Annotated in this window: 20 protein-coding genes and 1 pseudogene; 2 read left to right on the top strand and 19 right to left on the bottom strand. The window is 38.6% G+C overall.

Annotated elements, in window-relative coordinates; all coding sequences use genetic code 11:
- Positions 1-2: 2 nt before the first annotated feature.
- From DXD78_RS03155 to DXD78_RS03075, 17 genes and pseudogenes are all read right to left on the bottom strand, one after another.
- Positions 3-746 (bottom strand): SDR family NAD(P)-dependent oxidoreductase, encoded by a 744-nt coding sequence (locus DXD78_RS03155; protein ID WP_117652531.1) that lies wholly within the window; start codon positions 744-746, stop codon positions 3-5.
- Positions 746-1,375: an acetyltransferase gene (locus DXD78_RS03150; protein WP_117652499.1), complete on the bottom strand. Its 630-nt coding sequence runs from the start codon at positions 1,373-1,375 to the stop codon at positions 746-748. Before DXD78_RS03150 ends, DXD78_RS03155 begins: the two co-directional genes overlap by 1 nt.
- Positions 1,376-1,378: 3 nt before the next feature.
- Positions 1,379-2,530 (bottom strand): glycosyltransferase family 4 protein, encoded by a 1,152-nt coding sequence (locus tag DXD78_RS03145; protein WP_117652498.1) that lies wholly within the window; start codon positions 2,528-2,530, stop codon positions 1,379-1,381.
- 6 nt (positions 2,531-2,536) lie between these two features.
- The gene (locus DXD78_RS03140) at positions 2,537-3,628 is read right to left on the bottom strand and encodes a glycosyltransferase (protein ID WP_117652497.1); all 1,092 of its coding nucleotides are present in this window, start codon (positions 3,626-3,628) and stop codon (positions 2,537-2,539) included.
- 36 nt (positions 3,629-3,664) lie between these two features.
- Positions 3,665-4,915 carry a flippase gene (locus DXD78_RS03135; protein WP_117652496.1) on the bottom strand — a complete coding sequence of 417 codons (1,251 nt, stop codon included), beginning with the start codon at positions 4,913-4,915 and terminating at the stop codon, positions 3,665-3,667.
- Positions 4,916-4,917: 2 nt separating this feature from the next.
- Positions 4,918-6,168 carry an EpsG family protein gene (locus DXD78_RS03130; protein ID WP_117652495.1) on the bottom strand — a complete coding sequence of 417 codons (1,251 nt, stop codon included), beginning with the start codon at positions 6,166-6,168 and terminating at the stop codon, positions 4,918-4,920.
- A gap of 284 nt (positions 6,169-6,452) precedes the next feature.
- Positions 6,453-7,265 (bottom strand): annotated as a pseudogene (locus DXD78_RS03125) (transposase); the annotation flags it as partial.
- A 101-nt stretch (positions 7,266-7,366) separates the two neighbouring features.
- Entirely contained in the window at positions 7,367-7,705 is a 339-nt protein-coding gene (locus DXD78_RS21240; protein ID WP_117652494.1) for a hypothetical protein, read from the bottom strand.
- A gap of 104 nt (positions 7,706-7,809) precedes the next feature.
- Positions 7,810-8,868: a sugar-transfer associated ATP-grasp domain-containing protein gene (locus DXD78_RS03115; RefSeq protein WP_117652493.1), complete on the bottom strand. Its 1,059-nt coding sequence runs from the start codon at positions 8,866-8,868 to the stop codon at positions 7,810-7,812.
- Positions 8,869-8,907: 39 nt separating this feature from the next.
- Positions 8,908-10,173 carry a nucleotide sugar dehydrogenase gene (locus DXD78_RS03110; RefSeq protein ID WP_117652492.1) on the bottom strand — a complete coding sequence of 422 codons (1,266 nt, stop codon included), beginning with the start codon at positions 10,171-10,173 and terminating at the stop codon, positions 8,908-8,910.
- 8 nt (positions 10,174-10,181) lie between these two features.
- Positions 10,182-11,195, bottom strand: a complete 1,014-nt coding sequence (locus DXD78_RS03105) for a RimK family alpha-L-glutamate ligase (RefSeq protein ID WP_117652491.1) — start codon at positions 11,193-11,195, stop codon at positions 10,182-10,184.
- A 30-nt stretch (positions 11,196-11,225) separates the two neighbouring features.
- Positions 11,226-11,774: a serine O-acetyltransferase gene (locus DXD78_RS03100; RefSeq protein WP_117652490.1), complete on the bottom strand. Its 549-nt coding sequence runs from the start codon at positions 11,772-11,774 to the stop codon at positions 11,226-11,228.
- A gap of 4 nt (positions 11,775-11,778) precedes the next feature.
- On the bottom strand, positions 11,779-12,747 hold the full coding sequence (locus DXD78_RS03095; RefSeq protein ID WP_044468978.1) for an SDR family oxidoreductase: 969 nt from the start codon (positions 12,745-12,747) through the stop codon (positions 11,779-11,781).
- Positions 12,748-12,829: 82 nt separating this feature from the next.
- Positions 12,830-13,921 (bottom strand): Wzz/FepE/Etk N-terminal domain-containing protein, encoded by a 1,092-nt coding sequence (locus tag DXD78_RS03090; RefSeq protein WP_044468927.1) that lies wholly within the window; start codon positions 13,919-13,921, stop codon positions 12,830-12,832.
- A 37-nt stretch (positions 13,922-13,958) separates the two neighbouring features.
- Complete coding sequence (locus DXD78_RS03085) at positions 13,959-16,379, bottom strand: SLBB domain-containing protein (protein ID WP_117652489.1); 2,421 nt, start codon at positions 16,377-16,379, stop codon at positions 13,959-13,961.
- A 413-nt stretch (positions 16,380-16,792) separates the two neighbouring features.
- Positions 16,793-17,287 (bottom strand): UpxZ family transcription anti-terminator antagonist, encoded by a 495-nt coding sequence (locus DXD78_RS03080; RefSeq protein ID WP_044468914.1) that lies wholly within the window; start codon positions 17,285-17,287, stop codon positions 16,793-16,795.
- Between the two features lie 50 nt (positions 17,288-17,337).
- Positions 17,338-17,874: a UpxY family transcription antiterminator gene (locus DXD78_RS03075; RefSeq protein WP_044468913.1), complete on the bottom strand. Its 537-nt coding sequence runs from the start codon at positions 17,872-17,874 to the stop codon at positions 17,338-17,340.
- Between the two features lie 1,163 nt (positions 17,875-19,037).
- Between DXD78_RS03075 and DXD78_RS03070 the strand changes: the two genes are divergently transcribed.
- Together DXD78_RS03070 and DXD78_RS03065 are read left to right on the top strand one after the other, a co-directional pair.
- Positions 19,038-19,385: an SH3 beta-barrel fold-containing protein gene (locus tag DXD78_RS03070; RefSeq protein ID WP_022401485.1), complete on the top strand. Its 348-nt coding sequence runs from the start codon at positions 19,038-19,040 to the stop codon at positions 19,383-19,385.
- A 40-nt stretch (positions 19,386-19,425) separates the two neighbouring features.
- Positions 19,426-20,265: a DUF4373 domain-containing protein gene (locus DXD78_RS03065; RefSeq protein ID WP_117652488.1), complete on the top strand. Its 840-nt coding sequence runs from the start codon at positions 19,426-19,428 to the stop codon at positions 20,263-20,265.
- 127 nt (positions 20,266-20,392) lie between these two features.
- Here the strand turns inward: DXD78_RS03065 and DXD78_RS03060 are convergent, their stop codons facing one another.
- Complete coding sequence (locus DXD78_RS03060; protein WP_117652487.1) at positions 20,393-20,989, bottom strand: ACP phosphodiesterase; 597 nt, start codon at positions 20,987-20,989, stop codon at positions 20,393-20,395.
- Entirely contained in the window at positions 20,986-21,657 is a 672-nt protein-coding gene (gene lipB / locus DXD78_RS03055; RefSeq protein ID WP_255419753.1) for a lipoyl(octanoyl) transferase LipB, read from the bottom strand. Before lipB ends, DXD78_RS03060 begins: the two co-directional genes overlap by 4 nt.
- Positions 21,658-21,707 lie beyond the last annotated feature (50 nt).

The raw sequence follows: 21,707 nt of genomic DNA, 5'->3' as shown, positions 1-21,707 counted from the left end.
CATTAAATTGAAGCGCAACCATCTACCCCCAATATCTGACCAGAGATATATGAAGAACGATCCGAAGCCAAGAAAGAGCACGCATTAGCTATATCATCAGGAGATCCCAAACGCCCCAAAGCAATCTTAGCGATGCGCATATCTATTTTTTCTTTACTATCTTCATAAAGCTCGGCAAAACGCTCTGTTTTCACGATACCGGGTGCTACAGCATTGACACGTACACCTATCGGAGCCAATTCTTTAGCAGCCGACTTTGTAAAAGAAATGATAGCCCCTTTTGTAGCCGAATAAGCCGATTGTCCCGGAGAGCCCAATACAGCCGTAACAGATGCAATATTTACAATGGAACCTCCGCCATTGCGAGCCATCAGACGAGACACTAATTGCACCAACTCAATCACGGCAATCACATTGACACGAAACATCAATTCAGTCTCTTCCCTAACAATCATACCTATTTTCTTATTGAACACTACACCCGCATTATTAACCAATACATCTATGTGCCCCTGCTCCTTTTTAACTCGCATCATAGATTCTTTAGCAGCTTGTGCATGGGTCACGTCAAAATACAATGCATGAAATCTTTCAAACTCAAGCTCTAAAGCGCTCATGGAACCTTCCAAACGATCACAGCCATATACTATTGCACCATCTTCAATCATTTTCAAGGCAATAGACTTACCTATGCCTTGAGCTGCACCCGTTACGATACAGACTTTATCTTTCAGTAATTCACTCATCATTTTAGCCTTCTTGCAGGTGAAGAAAATAAGGTTGATCCCGACTCAACATCCATCGTTACAAACGAACATGCTCCGATGGTACAATTGTCACCAATATGTACATTATGGTTTATCATTGCTCCTGTATGAATCATATTATGATCCCCGATTGTAGTGGCTCCTACCATCATCACTTGCGAGTCAATCCTATTCCAACTACCAATTGTCACATCATGACCAATAATAGTTAACGATTGGATAAAATTGTAATCACCAATTTTAGCATCAGCTGCTATAGTTGTAAATGCACCTACTAAATTACCTTTTCCCATCACCACATTACTTCCTATACGAGCTGTTTTATGTATTAAAGGAATAAATTCTCCCCCACGTGCTATAATCTCAGATATACATTTTACTCTAGAAGCGCCACCAATAGAACATATAAACACATCATCTGCGCAAGGTAAATAACCTGATATAGTTTCTACAATAGGAGGATAACCTTCAAAGCCATTCAATGCTTTTACGTTATCATCAATAAATCCTTTAACGACAAATTCGGTTTCATGTCCCCAAGACTCTCGTGCCATATCGAACATAGTACGTCCCATACCACCAGCACCAATAATTACCAACTGTTTCATATTTCAACGATTTATAACCTCATTCAAAACATTTTCTATCTGTTTTCCTATGGCTACAGAAGAATACTTAGATAAACATTCATTTGAAATTTCCATATTGTTATATTCATCAATATGCTCATACATATATTTTATAGCTTTTTCCAATTGGTCTATATCACCAACTTCCACAAGAAGACCATTATTTTCATTTATGCACTGGGCTGCTCCACCACATAATGTAGCTATCACTGGCAATCCAGAAGCAAGTCCTTCAAGTATGGCAACTGAAAAATTTTCTCCTCTAGATGGATGAATGAATAAATTACATGAGTCCATTATTTCAATGATTTCATGTTTATTTTTCTGCCCCACCAACCGAATTGACCTTTCAAGCCCTAATCCATCTATCTGCGCCTGCAATTTTGTTCTTTGACCACCTTCTCCTACAATAGTGATTTTGCAACCAAACTTCGACAGCCCTGTCTTTGCAAATGCTGATATCAAAATATCATATCCCTTTCCATAAAACAAACTTCCCAATGCTATAATATTTAGTTTTCCAGAAACAATCTTTTTTCTATCAACTATTTGCCTATTAGTAAACTCCTCTCCAATCATATTGTGTATAACAATAGAATTTACACCAAAATGATTATAAATATTACATTTCAAAGAATCAGATACAGCTATAAGTTTATCAGCAATCCTATATCCTATATTTCCCATTATAGATACATACGAAGGCAAGAGCTTTCTATTCAGCATACTCCAATGCTCTATTCCCACCACAGGTATATTATAGTGCTGCTTAATTATTGCAGCAGAATATATATTGGTCAGATAATGGGCATATATAACATCTGGAATCTCCCTTTTTTTTATTTCCTCATATAACCTATTGGTCTGCCAACTTAATACTTTTAAGAAAAACTTACTACCCAATAATCTTAGAATAACAAAAGGACAGTAAAACATATTATAGACATTAATACCATCATCACTTATTTGAGTAATGCCTAACCTTCGTTTATATAGCCTAAATCTACCATCTATGGACATTACAGTTACTGTATGCCCTAATTTTTGTAAAGCCTTAGCTTGATCACGCTCAAAACATCCCCACTGAACATCTCTATTAGAAGGATATCCTCTAGAAATCAATAAAATATTCATAAAAGTCTAAAACATTTTTTCGTAATCACCTAAGATACGGGACTTATTAAATAACTCTTCAGCTTTCGTGTTATTCCGTTTTCCCATATCAGACAATTCGACCACAGAACACTTCACCAGCAGAGTCAAAGCATGCGAAATAGAAGAAGGAGAGTTTGCCTCACACAAAAATCCATTCACATTATCCTCCACCAACAAAGGAACGTCAGACACACGTGTGGCAACAATCGGTTTCCCCATATACATCCCTTCACAAATAGCATTAGGAAGCCCCTCAAAAAAGCTAAACAAACCAACCGCATCAGCTTCCCTCATATAGTCATAAATATTCAATGTCTCCTTATGAAAAGAAAAGATATCCTGCAAACCATAAGATTGAATTTTTTGAAGCCCATCTTCCAAAGAAGTGTCAAACCTACTATTCCCAAACCATGAAATTCTAAGATTATCACGATATTGAGAATCCATTAAGTGGACACCTTCAATCAATCCATTTAAATTCTTAAGATATCGATGGCTGGAAGCAACCAGCAAATTCAATTTTCCGTTCTTTCTATATGTAAAATTTTCATTAGGTAATAATCTTTCCTTATCAAGCATATTATATATGACATTGAACTTCCTTGATAATATTCCAGGTGCCACTTCTTTTACAATATTGATATTCGCATAAGAATTAGCAACTATATAATCTGCAAATCTATGAAACTTTAAAAAAAGCCTCAACTTAAAAGATGAGCGTTTGGCAGGATCCGCACTTCTCTCTCCGACAATAAGTTTCCATTTCCTACTAGGGAAGCCTGATAATTCTGCCATAAAAGAGGGAGCTTCCAGAAAAGCGATTACTACGTCAAACTTATGAGAACGAATATACCTACGTACTTTATAAATACGTTTTAAATAATTATCCTCGTAAATTCCATCTATCTCAATACCATGATTGACTATATATTGATAATAAAATTCACTCCATTTTTTTTGATATATCAAAAAACGGACATTATATCCCATACCTTTAAAGCCAACAGCCAATTCCACAATCTGCCTTTGTGCACCGCCGGAGCCCAAACCACTAATAAAGAAAAGAAGATGCTTCATTCTATTCAAATTTTACCAAAATCCATTTCAATATATTTATTTACACTGATTTCTTTTCACTTTTATAGCAAAACAAGTAGACAATGTTCCCAACATCATACTCGTAAATAAGAAAGTCAAAGAAGCACCGATATATCCCCAATAATAAATTAATGGAAAGGAGATTAAAAATCCTGTTAAGGATGCTACAACAACTATATTTCTCAATAATTTGTCACAGTTATGAATCAACAAATAGTTTGTCCCATAAACATTATTTAATGTTATAAATAATAAAGATATTGAAGTAATTCTTAACACCTTAATAGAATCGGAAAAATCCTCTGTATAAAATAGATGGATGATAAATGGAGCTAAAACAAATAATGCAACCACAACTATTAAAGTAATGCATATACTAATTTTAGCATAGATACGATGCTTATTCTCTTTTCGGGAAAGATAAGGAAAAAAAGTACGAGATATAATCGCTAACATTGTATTAGAAACTGATACGAAATTTTTTCCTGATGAATAAATGCCAACCATAGTTTCACTAGAAAAAAAACCTAATAATATGGTGGCCATACTATTATACATATTAGGCATTAAATTATTTATAAATACATTTGTACTATCTTTTATTGTTTTCCTTATATCTGTCCAAACTGGCCTAGTCAACTGTATCTCCCACCTAAATAGGATAATATATAAAGCTATAAAGCCAGAGGATATAAATCCTAATGACACAAACAAAGGCTGTAATATATAGTCATCTTTGTCTTTTACAAAAAGAAAAATACAAATAGTAAAAAAAAATTTAGCTAAAAGATTTAAAAAAGTTATATATTTCATTTTTTCAATGCCTTGAAAAAACCATTCAGAAAACATGATATTCCCAGGAATCATCAAAAATGTCACCAAAATAATATCTGCATTTTCTTTGAATTCAGATATTATACAAAAAAGTAATACTAACAAAAATAAAGAGAAGATCATAAGAACACAACGAGCCCAAAAAACTGAAGAAAATATTTTTGAAACGATCTGTTTATCATCTCTATTTCTAGCAATATTTCGGGTAGCTGTATAATTAAATCCCCAATCAGAAATAGTCTGCAACCATATAATTACAGCAGAAGCAAAAGCAATACGACCAAACCCATTAGTTCCTATAATTTTAGCTAAATAAGGCAATGTCAACAAAGGAAAGATAAAGCCTGCAACCTGCATTAAGGTTAAATACAGGAAATTTGAGACCAATATCTTACCATCTTTACTCCCTATTAGCCTACTATATTTTATCATGCTTACAACCAAAAAATATATTTATTTACTAAATAAAGTGGGCTTGCATAAAAGAAACAAGTTTCCAACAATGACAAATAATGTTGAATGCACGGAAATTGATAAATATTAAAAGGAAGAAGAGCATGTACAATGAACATACATCCCAATCCATATATATATATATTATTTTTCCTAATTAAAAGACACCGCAACCAAACATAAGCAATAAATGGAAAAGCTAGCATTACAAATCTGCTACCTAACGAAGGAATTACTATAGTAAAATTAACAAAGGACATCAACACCAATAAAAAAATATAAATTACAGTACAATCTGTCCCCTTTATATGTTTTTTATAATTAATTATCAACACTAGGATAAGTAAATTAATGTACCCGATTGAACACCTTTCCAAAAAACGTACAACCCAAATATGACCGCTTCCTCCTTCATTTATCCGATACACATAATTTTCATCCAGATATCCTTCAAAATGGTTTGTCAAAAGAGGTATGAATTCAGCACTTTCCCTAAATAACTCTAAAGATAATTCTCCTACAAAAATGCTAATGATAAAGCATATTTCCCAAATCCTTTTCCATTTTACAGTTAAATAAAATAATAAAAACAGTGCATAAATGAGCCAAAATGAACCGTGAAAAAAAGGAGTTAACAATAATAAAAATAAATATTTTGTTTTATGTAAAACAAAAACATTCAACAAAGCATATACGGTAATCCACATTGCCGTATAATACCGAAACATATTTAGATTCAAGATCTGATTAGAAAGAAAAAGATATAAGAGGATATAGCAACATAAAGACCTATCAAAATGTTCGTCTAACACAAAAAATCTCAACGATTTCAACAAAAAAAATGAAAAGACCAATGCAGTCACCATAAACATTATATGATAGTTTCCCGAAAATCGAGAAACCAAAAAATATAAAGTGTCCGCATAAAAATCCGATTCTCCTTCTAACGCTACCCAATCTTTTAAATTAGAGAAAAATATATTTGTATCATACTTAGTATAAGCCTCAAAATTCTGCCTATAAGTAATGGCATCATAGTTACATTTATCTGTCCTGATTTCAGGAATTGTTAAAGAAAAACCTATGCAAATAAAAAATAAGAAGAGAATGATAAAAGAAGATTTTGTTTTCAAGTCGACCAATGCACTCAAGAAACCTAATAAAGGATTAATTCCCAACAATACAAATTTTACAGATGTATTGTTTTTATTTTCTTTATACCATTTTTCCATTGTCAAACAGACTACATACAATTATGTAAGCTACAAACCAAATCTTACAATATATTAAAATCCAAATTAATACTCAATTTAGGGGTTAAAACTCAAATTAGAGCATATCCTTTTTATAAGGCACCAGAATAAGTATCTCACAAAAAAATGTTATCAAATTCGATTGTTTTTTAACTATCGGCATACAGCCAAGTTCATAAGCACTCAATTTAAGGCATCCCCCCCTTCGAAAGGGCACTTTTCAGTGCCTCAAACCGAGTTTTGTTAATCAATTAGTCTTGAATTTAACATTGGCTGGTAGTCAAAGTGATTTTGTCAGGAACCATGTTAACATAATCCCTGCACCCGTTAAAGATATTTTTGAAAAAAGTTCCGATGAAGTTCCAGATAGAACTGCCATGAAGCTTTACCGTTCCTATCACACTGTGATAAGTTGCAGCCATCTCTGCTCCGGCATCACTACCATAATGAAGTGAATTGTTGCGTTGAGTAGTCAGCTTTCGAATGGTTCGCTCAGCTAGATTGTTGTCTATCGGTAATTCACCATCATCCAAGTAAGCAAAAATCTCTTTCCAGAACCGGTTCAGATAATTGAGAGCTTCCTTATAATACTGACTTCTAAATTCTGAATCCTTTGACAGTTCACTGTCCAACAAACAGCGCAACTCTATCAGGAGTTCCTTCGTTTCCAAGCTTTGCCTTTCCCGCAACCTTTCTTTGGAAGTGAGTCCGGCATCATCGTATTTACGCCCCCTCATAAAGAACTCCTTTAAAATTTCGGAAAAGCGTTCTGCTGTCGGTTCACTACCCTGATTGGAAGCCTTGACAAACTTGTTTTTGGCATGAGACATACAAACTTGGTGTACAGTATCTTTAAACCGGGCTGATTTCAGCTCATTGCCGATAAATACATAAGCATTGTATCCGTCGGACATAATACTCTTCAATTCTGCATCACCCAAAAAGTCTGTAAGTACATCACGACCGCGCGAGCCATTCTCATAGAAGAAAATAGCTGTTTTCTGAGCCTTGTTGACCAGCACCCAAATGTAGCACTTCTTATAGTGATCATATTTACGCACTTTACACCAGGTCTCACGGTGAAGTCGTTCACGAATGATTGACAACACACGGCTGTGTTTACAACGCATATCGGTAAAGTCACGGACATAATAAAAATGATTCAGACCGGTAACACTCAACATAAACCCTCCAAATTCTCTACCATACGAACTAAATCTTGATAGCTTAAATTCTTTCGGGACAAATGTAAGCCATTGCTTATACGAATGGCAACCAAAATACGAACTGGGATATCATTTCTGCTTTGTGATACTGATTGAGATTGAACACTAGTCTTGGATTTTTCCTCATGACCTATTTCAGGAGCACCATTAATCTGGACTTCAATTACTTTTTTCCGGGTATCCTTGAACCATTTCTGAAAGATGTTATAAGGAACTTTGTTCCTAACACAAAATGATTGGAGAGATTCTCCATGAGGCAAGGCCTCGGTCTGGTATTGAAAGTAAAATATACATAAATCCTAAAATTTTTGTTCGCAGCGAAGATAGAGTTTGCAATCAATAGCCATTTTTTGACTGCTTACCATAATTGTTGTGATTTGAGTGCTTACAACACTTATTTTTTCTTTTTCAAAAAAGATATCACTTCATCAGTATATTGCCCAAAAGCACTTCCATTGGTATATTGAAACAACCAAGCAGAAAAGCCTCCTACATTAACTTCTATAAGTTTAGGATTTCCCTGTTCATCAAGCATTATATCCAGTGCTAATAATCTATGATGCAATACCTTATCAGCAACCTCTTTTGCAAATTCTTTCACTCTATTATAATTAGGAATACAAAAATCAGAATTCGAATAATCTACTCCATTAAAACTCTTTTTCTTATTTCCCAAATAATCACACATATATTTCCCTAATACACCATTAGCTGATATTCCACAAAACATACCACCAGCATGAGCATTATCAACATCCTTCCCTTCAGCTCCAACACGAAGTATAGCATTAGGAATTACAACCTCATTTGTTGCCAAAGATCTGTATGTCATTACTCTAATAGTATTCACAGAAGTATTATTAAACTGTGCCATATATGGATGTTGGCTTAAACATTCTTGAACAATAAAGTTTTCACCGAATTGGAGTTTTAATGATTCCAAATGAATATTTCCATTACCTTTTTGTAACTTTACAACCCCTCTACCAGACTCCCCATCAATAGATGGTTTTACTATTATGCACTTAGAAGCAATAGATAAGGATAATATTTTTTCCTTATATATTTTATAATCAGCTGTATAATAAGAACCATCAATATTTCGAATTATCGTTTTAGGCAAAATATCTGTTCCAAATATCTTATCAAACATATTTTTATCATTATAATATGCCCAAAACTGCTTAGGATTAAGGAATGGTTCAATAACCGTAGCACAATACTCTAAAGGCAAAATATTGATATCTTCTCCTACATAGCGAGAAAATATTCGATAAGAATCAATCTTTATATGAGAATCTAAAGACTTCCATTTTTGTAACCATTTCTCTTCAAAAACAGCTTTCTTTTTCAACAGAGGATTATTATGATAAATAACCTTATACAACTTATAATAAGATTTCCGCAAAAGATAATTTCTAACAGACTGTTGAATTTGATAAATAAGTTTCATTATGCCAACAACATATAAAAATAAAATCTACCGTTCTTTTTAGAGTCTTCCATCCACAAAATGCTTATCCCAAATCCCCTTTACATCATAAAGAACAGAATTATCCTTTCTTAAAGTATTTACTTGGATATCCTGAAATGCATCATGACACACAGCTAATATAACTGAATCAAATTTAGAATCAGGAAGTTCATTTACAACGGATATTCCATACTCTTTATCGACTATTTGAGGATTTGCCCAAGGATCAAATACGGTTATATTCAAATTGTATTCTTGTAAAGCATTAAATATGTCAATGACTTTTGTATTACGTACATCCGGACAATTCTCTTTGAAAGTGAATCCCATTATTAAAATATTCGACCCCAACACTTGTATTCCTTTTTTCAACATCAGCTTCACCACTTGGTTTGCAACATATTCCCCCATACTGTCATTCATTCTTCTACCTGCTAAAATGATTTCTGGATTGTATCCATAACTTTGCGCACATTGAGCCAAATAATAAGGGTCAACACCAATGCAATGCCCGCCAACTAATCCCGGTTTAAAAGGTAGAAAGTTCCATTTTGTTGCAGCGGCAGCCAAAACATCCTGTGTGTCAATATCCATTCTGGTAAATATTTTAGATAATTCATTCACAAATGCTATATTAATGTCACGCTGTGAGTTTTCTATTACTTTAGCAGCCTCTGCAACTTTTATCGTGGGTGCTAAATGAGTTCCGGCAGAAATTACTGAAGCATAAACTTCATCTATTTTTTTACCAATTTCTATTGTAGAACCAGAAGTTACTTTCTTTATTTTTTCTACTGTATGAAGCTTGTCACCCGGATTAATACGCTCAGGAGAATAACCTGCAAAAAAATCCATATTCAATTTTAATCCAGAAACCCGTTCTACTACCGGAATACACTCTTCTTCCGTCACACCTGGATAAACCGTTGATTCATACACTACAACATCTCCTTTTGAGATTACCTTACCTACTGTAGTACTTGCACCATACAAAGGAGTTAGGTCCGGATTGTGATGTTCATCTACAGGAGTAGGTACAGCTACTACATAGAAATTACAATCACGGATATCTTCTATATCAGCCGTACATTTAAAACCATTTTTTATAGCAGATTGTAACAATTCATCCGATACTTCAAGTGTTGAATCGTGTCCAGCCATCAAAGCATCAACCCTCGCTTTATTCATATCAAATCCAACTGTTTGATATTTTGTAGAGAATAAACGAGCCAAAGGAAGTCCTACGTAACCGAGACCGATTACGGCAATTTTTACAGAATTCATATTAATATTTAATTAGAACTATTTTGTATAAAGGATTCTATTATCATCTTAGGTAAATTAATGGGTGCTGATGTAAATTGGAGTCTTTCATTCCAATATCCTTCACATTCTGTATAATCAGGATCTGTACCATAACTCACTTCTACGAGCAAAGGATTATCTTTATCATGTACAAAATCAAATACACCTATTTGCAAACCTAGTTTTTTGGAAACATTATATGCCAATTGTACACATCGCATATCTACCTTCGAAGCATCAGGAAGAAGAATATGCGAACCAGATGCTCTAAAATCTCCATTTCTAACACCTCTCCTTTCACCTATTATTTTATCCCCAATAACGACAATACGAGTATCCGTATCATTATTCGGAATAAAATCTTGAAAATAAACATATCCTTTTTCCAGAGGAAGTAACTTTATAGCAGAAGAAACTATAAACAAACGAAAAAAAGACTTTAAAAGCACAAAAAAGGGACATTTTCCACTCCTATAATCCCTCCAACGATCTTTTAATGAAGCCAATGGATCATAGGCTGAAAAGCCTCTACTAAAAGCTCTACTTATTAAGGATACAGCCTCCTTCCTTGTGTCTACTAGCTTTACATTTGTAGATCCAGCTCCACCTCTCAATTTAAAAACTTTAGGAAAAGAAGCCTTATTGGCCCAAAGCAGAGCTTCCTGCTTTGTATAAAAAGCATAAGAAGTGACTAAGGGAGCTTTTATTGACTCAAACAAATACTTCTGACCTAACTTATCATCAAAATGCCAAACAGTTTTAAAATTAGGAAAAACAGGCTTACCAGAAGCCTCAATAGAATAGAGAAGTTGTTTTGCAAAAACCTTATCTTTGTAATCCAGATGACTGAAATGCCACATGAAAGCATCACAATCCTCTATCTGTTTCATTATATCAGATTGATATGCATCCACTTTCTTATAAGATATGCCATTCTCTTCACAATAGGTTAACCAATAATCTGAGAAAGAACCTTTCCGACAGCATATAGCTATTTTCATTACATATTTTATTTTAGTTCCTATAGTTTGTTATACTTTCCTATTCACATACCCATCCGATCCATTCATAGACACAATTTTTGCTGGAATTCCTGCAACACACACATTATCTGGTACATCATCCAAAACAACAGCATTAGCTCCTATAGCAACATTGTTACCAACAACAATATTCCCCAATATTTTCGCGCCTGGACCAATATAAACCTCATTACCAATAACCGGAGTTCCCATACGCTTTCCCCTATTCAATTGCCCTATTGTGACGCCTTGCGAAATATTGACATTTCTACCAATTTTAACTTTCTCATTTACAACTATTGTACCCCAATGACCTATAAAAAATCCTTCACCTATTGTACAACGAGCAGGAATTAAAATGCCATACTTCCGCTGCATCATAATAAGTTTTACTTTTAGAAAAAAAACAATAGGTTTCAAATACCATACTTCCTTAAATGATTGGATTAATCTAAACACACATAAATATTTGAAACCGGGAAAAGTAAAATAACTTCGTATCAAATTTCCACCCCCAACTCTATATAAATCCTTGTATATCAAATCAACACATTTCATTTTATTAAATATTTTTCCAATACCATTTAATAGCTTCTTTTAGTCCGTCACGCATGCTATACTGAGGATTGTAGTGAAGCAATCTTTTAGCCTTGTCTATGCAAGCCAAGGAGTGAGGGATATCCCCCACACGGTTAGGTCCATGAACGACTTCCACCTTAGCTATTTCTGTATCAAACTCGCTAAGAAACTCTTTGAGATAGCCAACCAATTGATTCAAAGTTGTACGCTCACCAAACGCTGTATTATAAACTTGGTTTACAGCTTCCGGATTAGTGGAAGTCATAGCAAGCATATTCATTTGCACCACATTATCAATATAAGTAAAATCACGACTATATTCCCCATCCCCATTTATCACGGGGCTTTCGTGAGCCATCAGCTTCTTCACGAATAACGGAATAACAGCTGCATAAACCCCAAATGGATCTTGGCGACGCCCAAACACATTGAAATAGCGCAAACCGATACAATCCATATGGTATGTGCGAGCAAAGACATCCGCATATAGCTCATTGACGTATTTTGTAATGGCATAAGGCGACAATGGCTTACCTATAACCTCCTCCACTTTTGGAAGAGATTTACTATCCCCATAAGTAGAAGAACTAGCTGCATATATCAAACGTTTCACACCTGCATCACGGGCAGCTATTAGCATATTCAAGAAACCGCCAATATTGACATCGTTGGTAGTTACTGGGTCTTTGACTGACCGAGGTACGGAACCTAATGCCGCTTCATGAAGCACGTAATCAACGCCTTCAACCGCCTTCTGACAATCAGAAATATTGCGAATGTCTCCCACTATCAACTTGAAGGTAGTGGAATATTGATTCAACAATGGAAGAAGATTCTCAATCTTTCCCGTAATAAAATTGTCCAAGCAGACAACCTCATAATCATGAGCAAGCAGATGCTCACAAAGATTAGAGCCTATAAATCCAGCTCCACCCGTAACTAATACTTTCATTGTAAACTACAAATATTAATCAATAAATATCTATTTTGAGCCCCTCACTAACAAGTTCCAACTATCCTTATATACTTATTTCTCATTTCTTTTTCAAAATGAGAAATAAGTTCTTTCCAAACAATATCCAACCTATACAAACAACTCCTGTTATGAAAATAATGCCAGCCAATATCATTACTTTACTAGGTTTTGATGCACGAATAGGAATAGTCGCAGGCTCAACTACTGTATAAACAGGAGTAATTTCCTGTACTTTTGCCTCAGCCATTTGCAACTGCTGTGCAACGGATGTATAGACTTGATAGGCAAGATTCATCTCATTTTCCAAACGGACTTGTTCGGCACGATAACTCTGAAGAATAATGTTTTTATTAGCATCAGAGAACTTTGCATAATTCTCCTGTGCTATTTCATATTCTTTCTTCTTACGTTCAAAAAGTCCCTTCTGAAACTCAAAATATTGACAAGCTTTATTTGTGCGGTAATCTGTAACGTAATCCTGTAAACGACACATCACACTATCTGTCAAACAAGCAGCAATACAAGCATCCTGCATCGTAACAGACAAAGTAGTAAGTCCAGTCTTCTTATCGACTGAGATACCAATGCGCCCACTCAATATTTTCATTATATTAGATTGCTCCTTAGTCAAATGAAAAGGATCAAGTTCACTTTTACTAGTATTTTCCTTTTCACTCTTAAATAAAGAGGCCATCCATCCAAGAGTCTTGAAAGGAGCAGATGTTACCACACTCCACCAAGGAGAACGTAGATGTTCATCTAAATAGCAATAAAGTGTAGTATCTATTTTCCCCTCCAGGTCTTTCACCGGAATATTGAAAAGATCGGTAATAAAGGGAGTGGAACTCACAATATCCGGATATAAATCAGGGTAAATAGCATCAGCACTAGAAGAAGCATTCATATTAATACCTGCCATGGCAGCAAGAGAAGACAATCCTCCCCCACTCTTTCCATCCGACAACTCCGGAGCAATCGTAGCTGTAGCTGTATATTCTTTCGGAATACTGAAAGCAATCACCAACCCCACAATCACTGCATAGCCACAACACTTCAATATCCACTTGCGCTCTGCCCAGACCTTCAAGGCAAGCTCTAGCAAATCAATCTCCTCTTCCTGTGGATGTTTATTCTGCTGTCCGTCATTCATATCAGCATCCTTTCTTTTTATATCTTCCACTTGTTTCTTATTTAAAAGCATTAGTCAACGTAGCCACCATCGCCGCAATCGTTGCAGTCATGGAGCTCATACCCATAATCTCAGAAAGCTGGAGACGCTTCCTCTCAGACTTCGTGGGAACCACAATCTCACAACCCGGCTGGATTAAATCACTGTCACTCTTCTTAGCACGGGCTACCGTACCATTCAGATAAATGATGTATGCTTTCTTCTTTTTCGCATTTTCGCCATAACCACCTGCCATATTGATATAATGTTTCAGCTTGGCATCTTTCTCCCAGGTTACTGTATTAGGATACATCACTGAACCGCTGATCTTCACCGTATTGACGTATTCAGGAATATAAACGATATCTCCCTCACGCAGGACAATGTCATAGTCACTTCCCGGATTAAACAGAGCCTTTTCCATATCGATGCCTACTGCGTAAGTCTCAGAGATGGCAAGCTTGTCCACAGAGATGCTATCCTTCCCCTCACCACCCTGAGCTATGCGAAGCACATCCGTCTCACGCCGACGTTCCTCATCATTGCGCTTGCGAATCAAACGTCCCCCCTTTATATATGCCGCCGGAGTAATTCCGCCTGCACGACCTATCACATCACTCAGACGTTCATTCTTTTTCAACAACGAATAGCTGCCGCTGAAAAGTACCTCACCCGCAACCGTCACCATGCGCTGAACTTGGTAGGCAGGACTGCGACGAACCTGGACTACATCGAAAGGTTGCAGGTAGAAACTATCGGCAACCGTCAGAAGACCGTCCTTGATGTCAAAGGTGAATGTCTCCGCAAGCTTGCTGCTGTAGGCAGTACTCTTGGGATCCTTGATGCGGCGCGTCACGCTCACACAGGTAGTGGCGGCAGCCTCGGTAAGACCTCCCGCCTGGACAATCATATCCTCTATCGTTAAGTTGTCGGAGTATAGGAAAGTACCGGGATTGAGCACCTCACCATAAATGGAGACCGTCTCGCTCTCCTTCAGGTCATGGATACCGGGAACATACAGATGGTCGTTCTTCTGAAGGGGTATATCAGAAACCGTACCGTTCATAATACCCTCCAGATCAACGGCAACCATTTCGTGCGTAAGATCTTCACGCTCACGGTCTAGAAGGACCCGGGCAAGGAAAGCATCTCCCCGGAGTCCCTCAGCCTTCTTTATCAGCTGCTTCACCGTATTCACCTCACCGTCCAACTGATAAAGCCCCGGACGATAGACGGCACCACTGACCTCAACCTTGTTCTCAAAACGGTCGAGTACGGCGTCAACCGTCATTAAGTCACCGTCGTCTAAACGGAATACGGAATAGTCCATCTCATCCACATTATATACTTGATGTTCACGTCCGCTTTTACGGATGATGCGTACAGCCTTCTTATAGGCATCTCCCATAAAGCCACCCGCATACTTCAGTAAGGAAGCAACCGTCTCGGCAGGCTTCATTTCATAATACATGGGACGTTTCACCTTACCTACTATCTCGACCAACGACTGGTAGGGACTCACGATAATCACATCGCCCTCCTGCAGACGGACATCGTCATTCATCTTGCCCTGCATGATGAACTCATAGACGTCCAAATGCTCTATCGTCTCTCCGTTACGAACCAGACGGATGTCACGCAAGCTACCGATATTATTCACACCACCGGCACGGTACAAGGCATGGAAAACCGTGGAAAAGGCCGAAAGTGTATAAGTACCCGGCACCGTGACCTCACCCATGATATGAATCTGAATGGTACGTATATCGCCTAAAGTCAGACGGATCTGTGAATTGGGATCCCCCCCTCCGATACCGGAATAGATCTTGGACAGTTCCCGTTGCAGATAAGCGTTGGCTTCTTTAACAGTCATGCCGTTCAGATAAACGGGACCGAGGTCTTTCACCTGGATACTCCCCTCGGGACTGATGGTCTGGCGGATAGTATTCTCGGAAGCTCCCCAGATATCTATGATCACCTCGTCACCGGGCCCCAGCCGATAATTTGCTGGAGTAGCCAGATTCACACTAGGTTCAAAGGAGAGATTACGGTTCTGGAACAGATTATGACCGAAAATCTGTATTCCGGCAGCCTCAGGGGCGGACTGGCTTTCAAGTCTCTCATCAACAACCGCTTTCTGGTCATCCAGTTCGGCAGCCTCGTAGGATTCTCCCACAGCAACCGAACGCTTGCGCATCTGTGAGGGAGCTTCGGAACCCGGGACAGCAACACCCGAGTTCTCATATTTATCCTTGATGCGGAGCACCTGTTCGCGGGTCACACCACGGCGCAACAGTTCGGCAGTCATCTGCTTCTGAGATTTTCCGGCAGCCTGTGCTTGTTTCACATATTCAACCACTTGCTCGTCGGACATGCGCTGGGCATAGGCAGAACCGAAGACAATGAAAAGACATAAAATCAGAAATAAGATTCGACGCATAGTTTAATGTTTGTTAGATTCTTATATGTCACACACTGAAAAAATCAAACTAATCCGGGAAGGTGGAACCAAAGGTGATTTATATTTATTACTTCGCGTAGTAATGAAAGAGTTAGTACCACGCTTCCCGGATATTCAATAGATATTGGGCATCTACTAAAGAGGGTATAACCCACTTTGAGTTATATTTTTAATCAAATAATAAGTTATTTTACTATATTCATTGGCAGAAATGCCATATAATCCGTTTCTCTGGAGGCTATTTTTCGTAATACAATGCGTGGAATCCTTTTCACTCATTACATGAATATATCACTTGTATGTTTAGTTCTATATGCCTTTAACTTTTCCCGTGTCTCCTGCATTCTCCACTCCATTTCTTTTTTTGCCTTTCGAGAAAACTTTCACCTGTTTTAGTCCTCAAGATATTCCCACGGATAGGGATTGTCAACTACATTCCGGAATTCCTCGACAGCTTCCTGCTGTTCGGCAGTGAGCGATGCGGAGTCCCAGGAAGAAATAATCTTCCAGGCTTCGTCGGCCAGGAGCTCATCGAACACTTCTCCATAACAGGCAGTAAGCAGACGGAGTTTCAACAGCGAGGCGGGAAGGGTATCAAGGAGATTCCAACAACGGTTTAATATCTCCTGGAGGTGATCCTGCTTCTCGCCATGGTCAATGAACGATGCGTTATAACCCATCAAGAGAGCAAGACAGACGTTTGCCTGTTCTTCCGTAGTAGTACCTCGGGCACTGGAACCATACAAAGCCGCAGTCAAGCGGTAAACCTCACCGTTACGGCGGGAAAGGTCATCACTATAGATAGGACTACCGTCCATACCTAAATACATCAGTTCGTGCGCAGCACGCTGGAGATTAATTGCTTCTTCGAAAAGGGAGGAGGACATTTTTTGAATTATGAATTGTGAACTATGAGTTGTAAATTATGAATTATAATTCAGCCGATCACTTCTATAAGATCCGGATGGATAGTGGCCATGGCAAGAGCAATGACACCTTGTATCTCTATAACCACACGGCGGTCACGTGCCCCCTTTACTTTCAGAAAAATACCCTCCTGACCTGCAAAGTCACCACCCGTAATACGGACTCTAGTTCCTTTCGACAGATTCAACTCTTCGGGCTGGAAATAAAGCAAATGGTCGTTATAGGTTCCGGCAACGGCGATGAAGCGCTGCATCTCATGGTCGGGAATAATTATCTTCTGACCACTGCGAGTATCGGTTATATATTGCAAATAAGTAATTTGAGACTTAACACGCTGTACGTCGGAAGGACGTGCATGGACAAAAACCAGATTACGGATGACGGGAACCAAAGTACGGACTTTCTTACCCTTACGGATACTTACCTTATATTGCATGGGGACAAAACAGCCGAGGTTCTCCTTCTCGAGAAGATACACCGCATCAAGCTCCCTGCGGTATGTGGCACGCATGGCATGCCAGACTTCAACCTCGTTATCCGTTTCCATTTTCGTTGTTTTGTTCACAAAAGAGTGTTCCTCTGGGGCTTTGAACCCTCGGTATATACCTGGTATCCAATCATTTGCGAGCACCTTATGTAAAATACAGCAAGCATTGTGCCCTTCTTGCCAACAGTTTTTTTGCAGTTCGTCATTACCTTCTGGTAAGAGACTATAAACGAACGGATTACAAACAAAAAGCGTTTTTTAAACGTTCGTTTAATGGACGCAAAGATAAGACTGTTTTTTATATCCTCAAAATGTTTAATAAAAATATTTTGGAAAACCCATCGTGTCTCAGTTTAATCTACAGTAATTCAATATATTAAGTATCTTATTTAATATTTAAAATTTCCATTCCCTTTTATTAACTCATTCCCTATTTCATTTCCTGAAATTTGACGTCCATTAAACGAACGTTTAAAAAACACTTCCAAATCAAAGTCATTTCCATTTATATATCAACACATTAACCCATCATAAAGATAAAACCCAGCTTTTTATCTCCATCCTTACTCCACAAAAACAAAAAACTTGATATACCTTTGCATTTATTTTACAAACTACAGTAATTTTAATTATTAACCCAAAAACATTAGAAAATGAAGGCAAAAGAGACACTCCAAAGTAAGGAAAAAAAACAAAAAGAGACACCCTAGAAACGAATGTAAAGCACGGCATATCAGCTCCGAAAGCGGGAGTAGGACGTCCCTCAAGTGGGGAGGTTATAGGAATACTGCCACAATATAGGAAAGAAGTCATTAAAGACATCATCCTATGGAAAAAATCAAGATACTTTATAGAAGAAAAGCCGACAAGCAACAAGGCATTGGCACAATGGGCATACTCACATTTCGACTTTAGAACGCCAGACTATAAAAGACTGTCAGAAAACACTATAATACAAGAGTTCGGTGAAGTGTGGCGGGAAATGAAGGTAGCAGGAGAGATATAGGGAATAAAACAAAAAAGGGCAGAAACCACGAAACTTATTGACAATAATTAAATATAAACAACTTAAGGAATAAACCACTTATCTTTGCCGCCACTTTGGTAAGGATGAAGCCACACCGCCTATAGATGCCGCTTTCTCAACGAATGCGGCATCTTTTTTTATATACAAGCGTACCTCCTGCCAAACTAATACAATTATTAATTTTAAAGACAACAAGATGAGAAAGTCGACAAAGAACGCTTCACTTCACGAAGCACTGAGAAACCTATGGAAAATACGTATCATGCTGGAAAAGAACTACACGGAAACATGCGCCACATGGATGGCCCGACGGATAGAAAGCCTGATAGACCACATGCAATACGGACACGCACTCATAGCCTACCACAAGCAGGACGGGACATTCAGGCTGGCGAAAGCCACCTTACTGCCCTACAAGGCTGACTTCAGAAGAGATTATGACATCACAAGAGTGACAAGCACCATAGCCTTCTGGGACGTGGAACTGCAGGCATGGAAAACTTTCCAGCTGGAGAACTTCCTCGAATGGAGCCCCATATGCTAACCATTAACCATTAATCACTAATCATTAAACACTAAAAACAATGGCCATGATGTACGGGGGAATGCTATACTTCCCCCTCAAAGTAAATCTATTCGAAGAGATAGCAGTGGAACTGGTGGAAGCCAGGTTCGGACTGAAAGGCACAGCGGCGGTAATGAAACTGCTGTGCAAGATACACAAGGAAAACGGATATTACCTGAAATGGAACGCGGAGCAATGCACACTGTTCACAAACAAGGCGGGAAAGGACATCAACGAGCAGGAGATGCAGGGAATCGTGGACATCCTGGTGGAGAAAGCCTTTTTCGACCCCAAAACCTATAAGGAGCAAGGGGTACTGACCTCTACCGAGATACAGAAAGTATGGCTGGAAGCCACCAAACGAAGAAAAAGGGATCTCACCACCCTGCCCTATCTACTGGTAGAGACGGAGGAAGATAAACCGGACAAGGACAAGACTTGTACGCAAAACCGAGAAAATTGCACGCAGGATGCGGACATTTTCCCCGAAAATGCATGCAATTCCAAACAAAGCAAAGAAAGCAAAGTAGAAGAAAGCAAAGCAAAAGAAAGTAAAGCACTTCCCCCTCTTACTCCCCCGGGGGAAAGCGGAGGAGCGCAGGGAAATCCTGATTTAGACATTCCCGGATATGCCTACAACAGGAATACGCACAACCTGGAATGCCTCATGCTGAATCTGGAAAAGCTCTACATCACCGACCGGGAGGAAATCAGGAAGATTCTGAAGTTATCGGACTACGGCAGGCTGGGAAACTACGTCTGGAAAATATTCAATGGAACAAACTGGAACAAGGTGAACAGCAAGGGAGGGTACATCATCTCGGTACTGGCAAGGGAGAAGCGGAGTACGGGAAGCTGATTCCACAGGGCACAAGCTATCAATAACATGTCATGCAGGAAATCAACAACGTGTGATACAAAAAACAAATATCGTGTCGGCAGGATATTAATTCCTTGCCGACACGATATTCATTCCTTCTTCGTCCTTAAAATTGTGACTTATAATTATGCTGATATTCAGCGCAAAACCTCTGCAATTCAATAAAAAATGGCTGGAACACAGCAAACAGTTCCTCATCGTGCTTTTCAAGGTATCGAATTGCCTTATCTACGGATATATCAATATGATGATATTCCACCATGATGTTCAAAGATTCTCTTATTCCGTTCAGAGTGGCGTATTTCTGCAAACGGTCGGTCAGGATAAAATGCCAGATAAAACGTTTGAACCGTAGCGGAAGATAGCGGTAATTGATAAGGAGGGAAAGATAAAAATTCCGGGTATACTTCCTCAAGGAGCCTCCGGAGAACGACTCGAAACGGGAAGCCAGCAAATAATCGAAATAAATATCCAGCAATACCCCCGAATACCGTCCGAATTCTGGTTGAAGCCTATGCACCACCTCGCAGACAGCCGGATGACGGTCGGTATAGTCGTCAATAGCGCGGTGAAGCTGAATACCCTTGGCTATATCCGGCGGATAATTCTTATAGGAGCTTCCCTTTACGGCATCGCCTACAAAATTTCCCAACTGTACTTTTCTGTTCGAACCGGAAAGGAATATATGTGCCAGATAGTTCATGACAAAAGATTTACCAGCTCCTTGCAAAGACGCTCCTTCACCTCTTCCATCGGCACTTCATGTCCCAGTTCTTTCTGCAAAGAAGTGACCCCCTTGTCGATGAATCCGCAGGGATTGATATAGCTGAAATAACGTAAATCGGTATTCACATTCAGTGCCAGCCCATGCATGGTAACAAAATGGCTGCTGCGCACGCCGATGGCACAAATCTTACGGGCACGGGGAGTATCGCCCTCCAGCCATACGCCCGTTGCCTTCTCCAGGCGTCCGGCAGCGATGCCAAACGAAGCACAAACGCGAATTACCGCCTCTTCCAGCAGATGCACATACTCCTTCAACCCCAAAGAAAAGTCCTCGAGGTTCAGAATAGGATAACAGACCAACTGTCCCGGACCATGATACGTAATGTCTCCACCACGGTCAATATGATAGAGCGTAGCCCCTATCCTGCGCAGTTGTTCTTCTCCCAGCAGCATATTCCTTTCTTTCCCGCTACGCCCCAATGTATAGACATGGGGATGCTCGCAGAGCACAATATGATTGACATAGCACTCTCCTGCCTGCTTGGCGTGTACAAGTGCGTCAAACCATTCCGTCTGCCGGCTCCATGCCCCGGCATAAGGAATCATGTTCCAATCTGATATTTCCAGTTTCATGCAAGCAAATATAGCACTTTTTTGAATTCACTCCCCGGATTTATCTTAAATATGTAGCATCT

Origin of the sequence: Bacteroides sp. D20 (genome assembly GCF_003436255.1) — a bacterium.
GTDB classification, from domain to species: Bacteria; Bacteroidota; Bacteroidia; order Bacteroidales; family Bacteroidaceae; genus Bacteroides; species Bacteroides uniformis.
This window is presented reverse-complemented; position numbering and strand designations above follow the sequence as displayed.

Coding starts and splice junctions, on each gene's coding strand:
- DXD78_RS03155 (WP_117652531.1), bottom strand. CDS start 746: ATGAGTGAATTACTGAAAGATAAAGTCTGTATCGTAACGGGTGCAGCT.
- DXD78_RS03060 (WP_117652487.1), bottom strand. CDS start 20,989: ATGAACTATCTGGCACATATATTCCTTTCCGGTTCGAACAGAAAAGTA.
- DXD78_RS03115 (WP_117652493.1), bottom strand. CDS start 8,868: ATGAAACTTATTTATCAAATTCAACAGTCTGTTAGAAATTATCTTTTG.
- DXD78_RS03070 (WP_022401485.1), top strand. CDS start 19,038: ATGAGAAAGTCGACAAAGAACGCTTCACTTCACGAAGCACTGAGAAAC.
- DXD78_RS03150 (WP_117652499.1), bottom strand. CDS start 1,375: ATGAAACAGTTGGTAATTATTGGTGCTGGTGGTATGGGACGTACTATG.
- DXD78_RS03135 (WP_117652496.1), bottom strand. CDS start 4,915: ATGATAAAATATAGTAGGCTAATAGGGAGTAAAGATGGTAAGATATTG.
- DXD78_RS03090 (WP_044468927.1), bottom strand. CDS start 13,921: ATGAATGACGGACAGCAGAATAAACATCCACAGGAAGAGGAGATTGAT.
- DXD78_RS03075 (WP_044468913.1), bottom strand. CDS start 17,874: ATGGAAACGGATAACGAGGTTGAAGTCTGGCATGCCATGCGTGCCACA.
- DXD78_RS03100 (WP_117652490.1), bottom strand. CDS start 11,774: ATGAAATGTGTTGATTTGATATACAAGGATTTATATAGAGTTGGGGGT.
- DXD78_RS03080 (WP_044468914.1), bottom strand. CDS start 17,287: ATGTCCTCCTCCCTTTTCGAAGAAGCAATTAATCTCCAGCGTGCTGCG.
- DXD78_RS03130 (WP_117652495.1), bottom strand. CDS start 6,168: ATGGAAAAATGGTATAAAGAAAATAAAAACAATACATCTGTAAAATTT.
- DXD78_RS03140 (WP_117652497.1), bottom strand. CDS start 3,628: ATGAAGCATCTTCTTTTCTTTATTAGTGGTTTGGGCTCCGGCGGTGCA.
- DXD78_RS03145 (WP_117652498.1), bottom strand. CDS start 2,530: ATGAATATTTTATTGATTTCTAGAGGATATCCTTCTAATAGAGATGTT.
- DXD78_RS03065 (WP_117652488.1), top strand. CDS start 19,426: ATGGCCATGATGTACGGGGGAATGCTATACTTCCCCCTCAAAGTAAAT.
- DXD78_RS03095 (WP_044468978.1), bottom strand. CDS start 12,747: ATGAAAGTATTAGTTACGGGTGGAGCTGGATTTATAGGCTCTAATCTT.
- DXD78_RS03085 (WP_117652489.1), bottom strand. CDS start 16,379: ATGCGTCGAATCTTATTTCTGATTTTATGTCTTTTCATTGTCTTCGGT.
- DXD78_RS03105 (WP_117652491.1), bottom strand. CDS start 11,195: ATGAAAATAGCTATATGCTGTCGGAAAGGTTCTTTCTCAGATTATTGG.
- DXD78_RS03110 (WP_117652492.1), bottom strand. CDS start 10,173: ATGAATTCTGTAAAAATTGCCGTAATCGGTCTCGGTTACGTAGGACTT.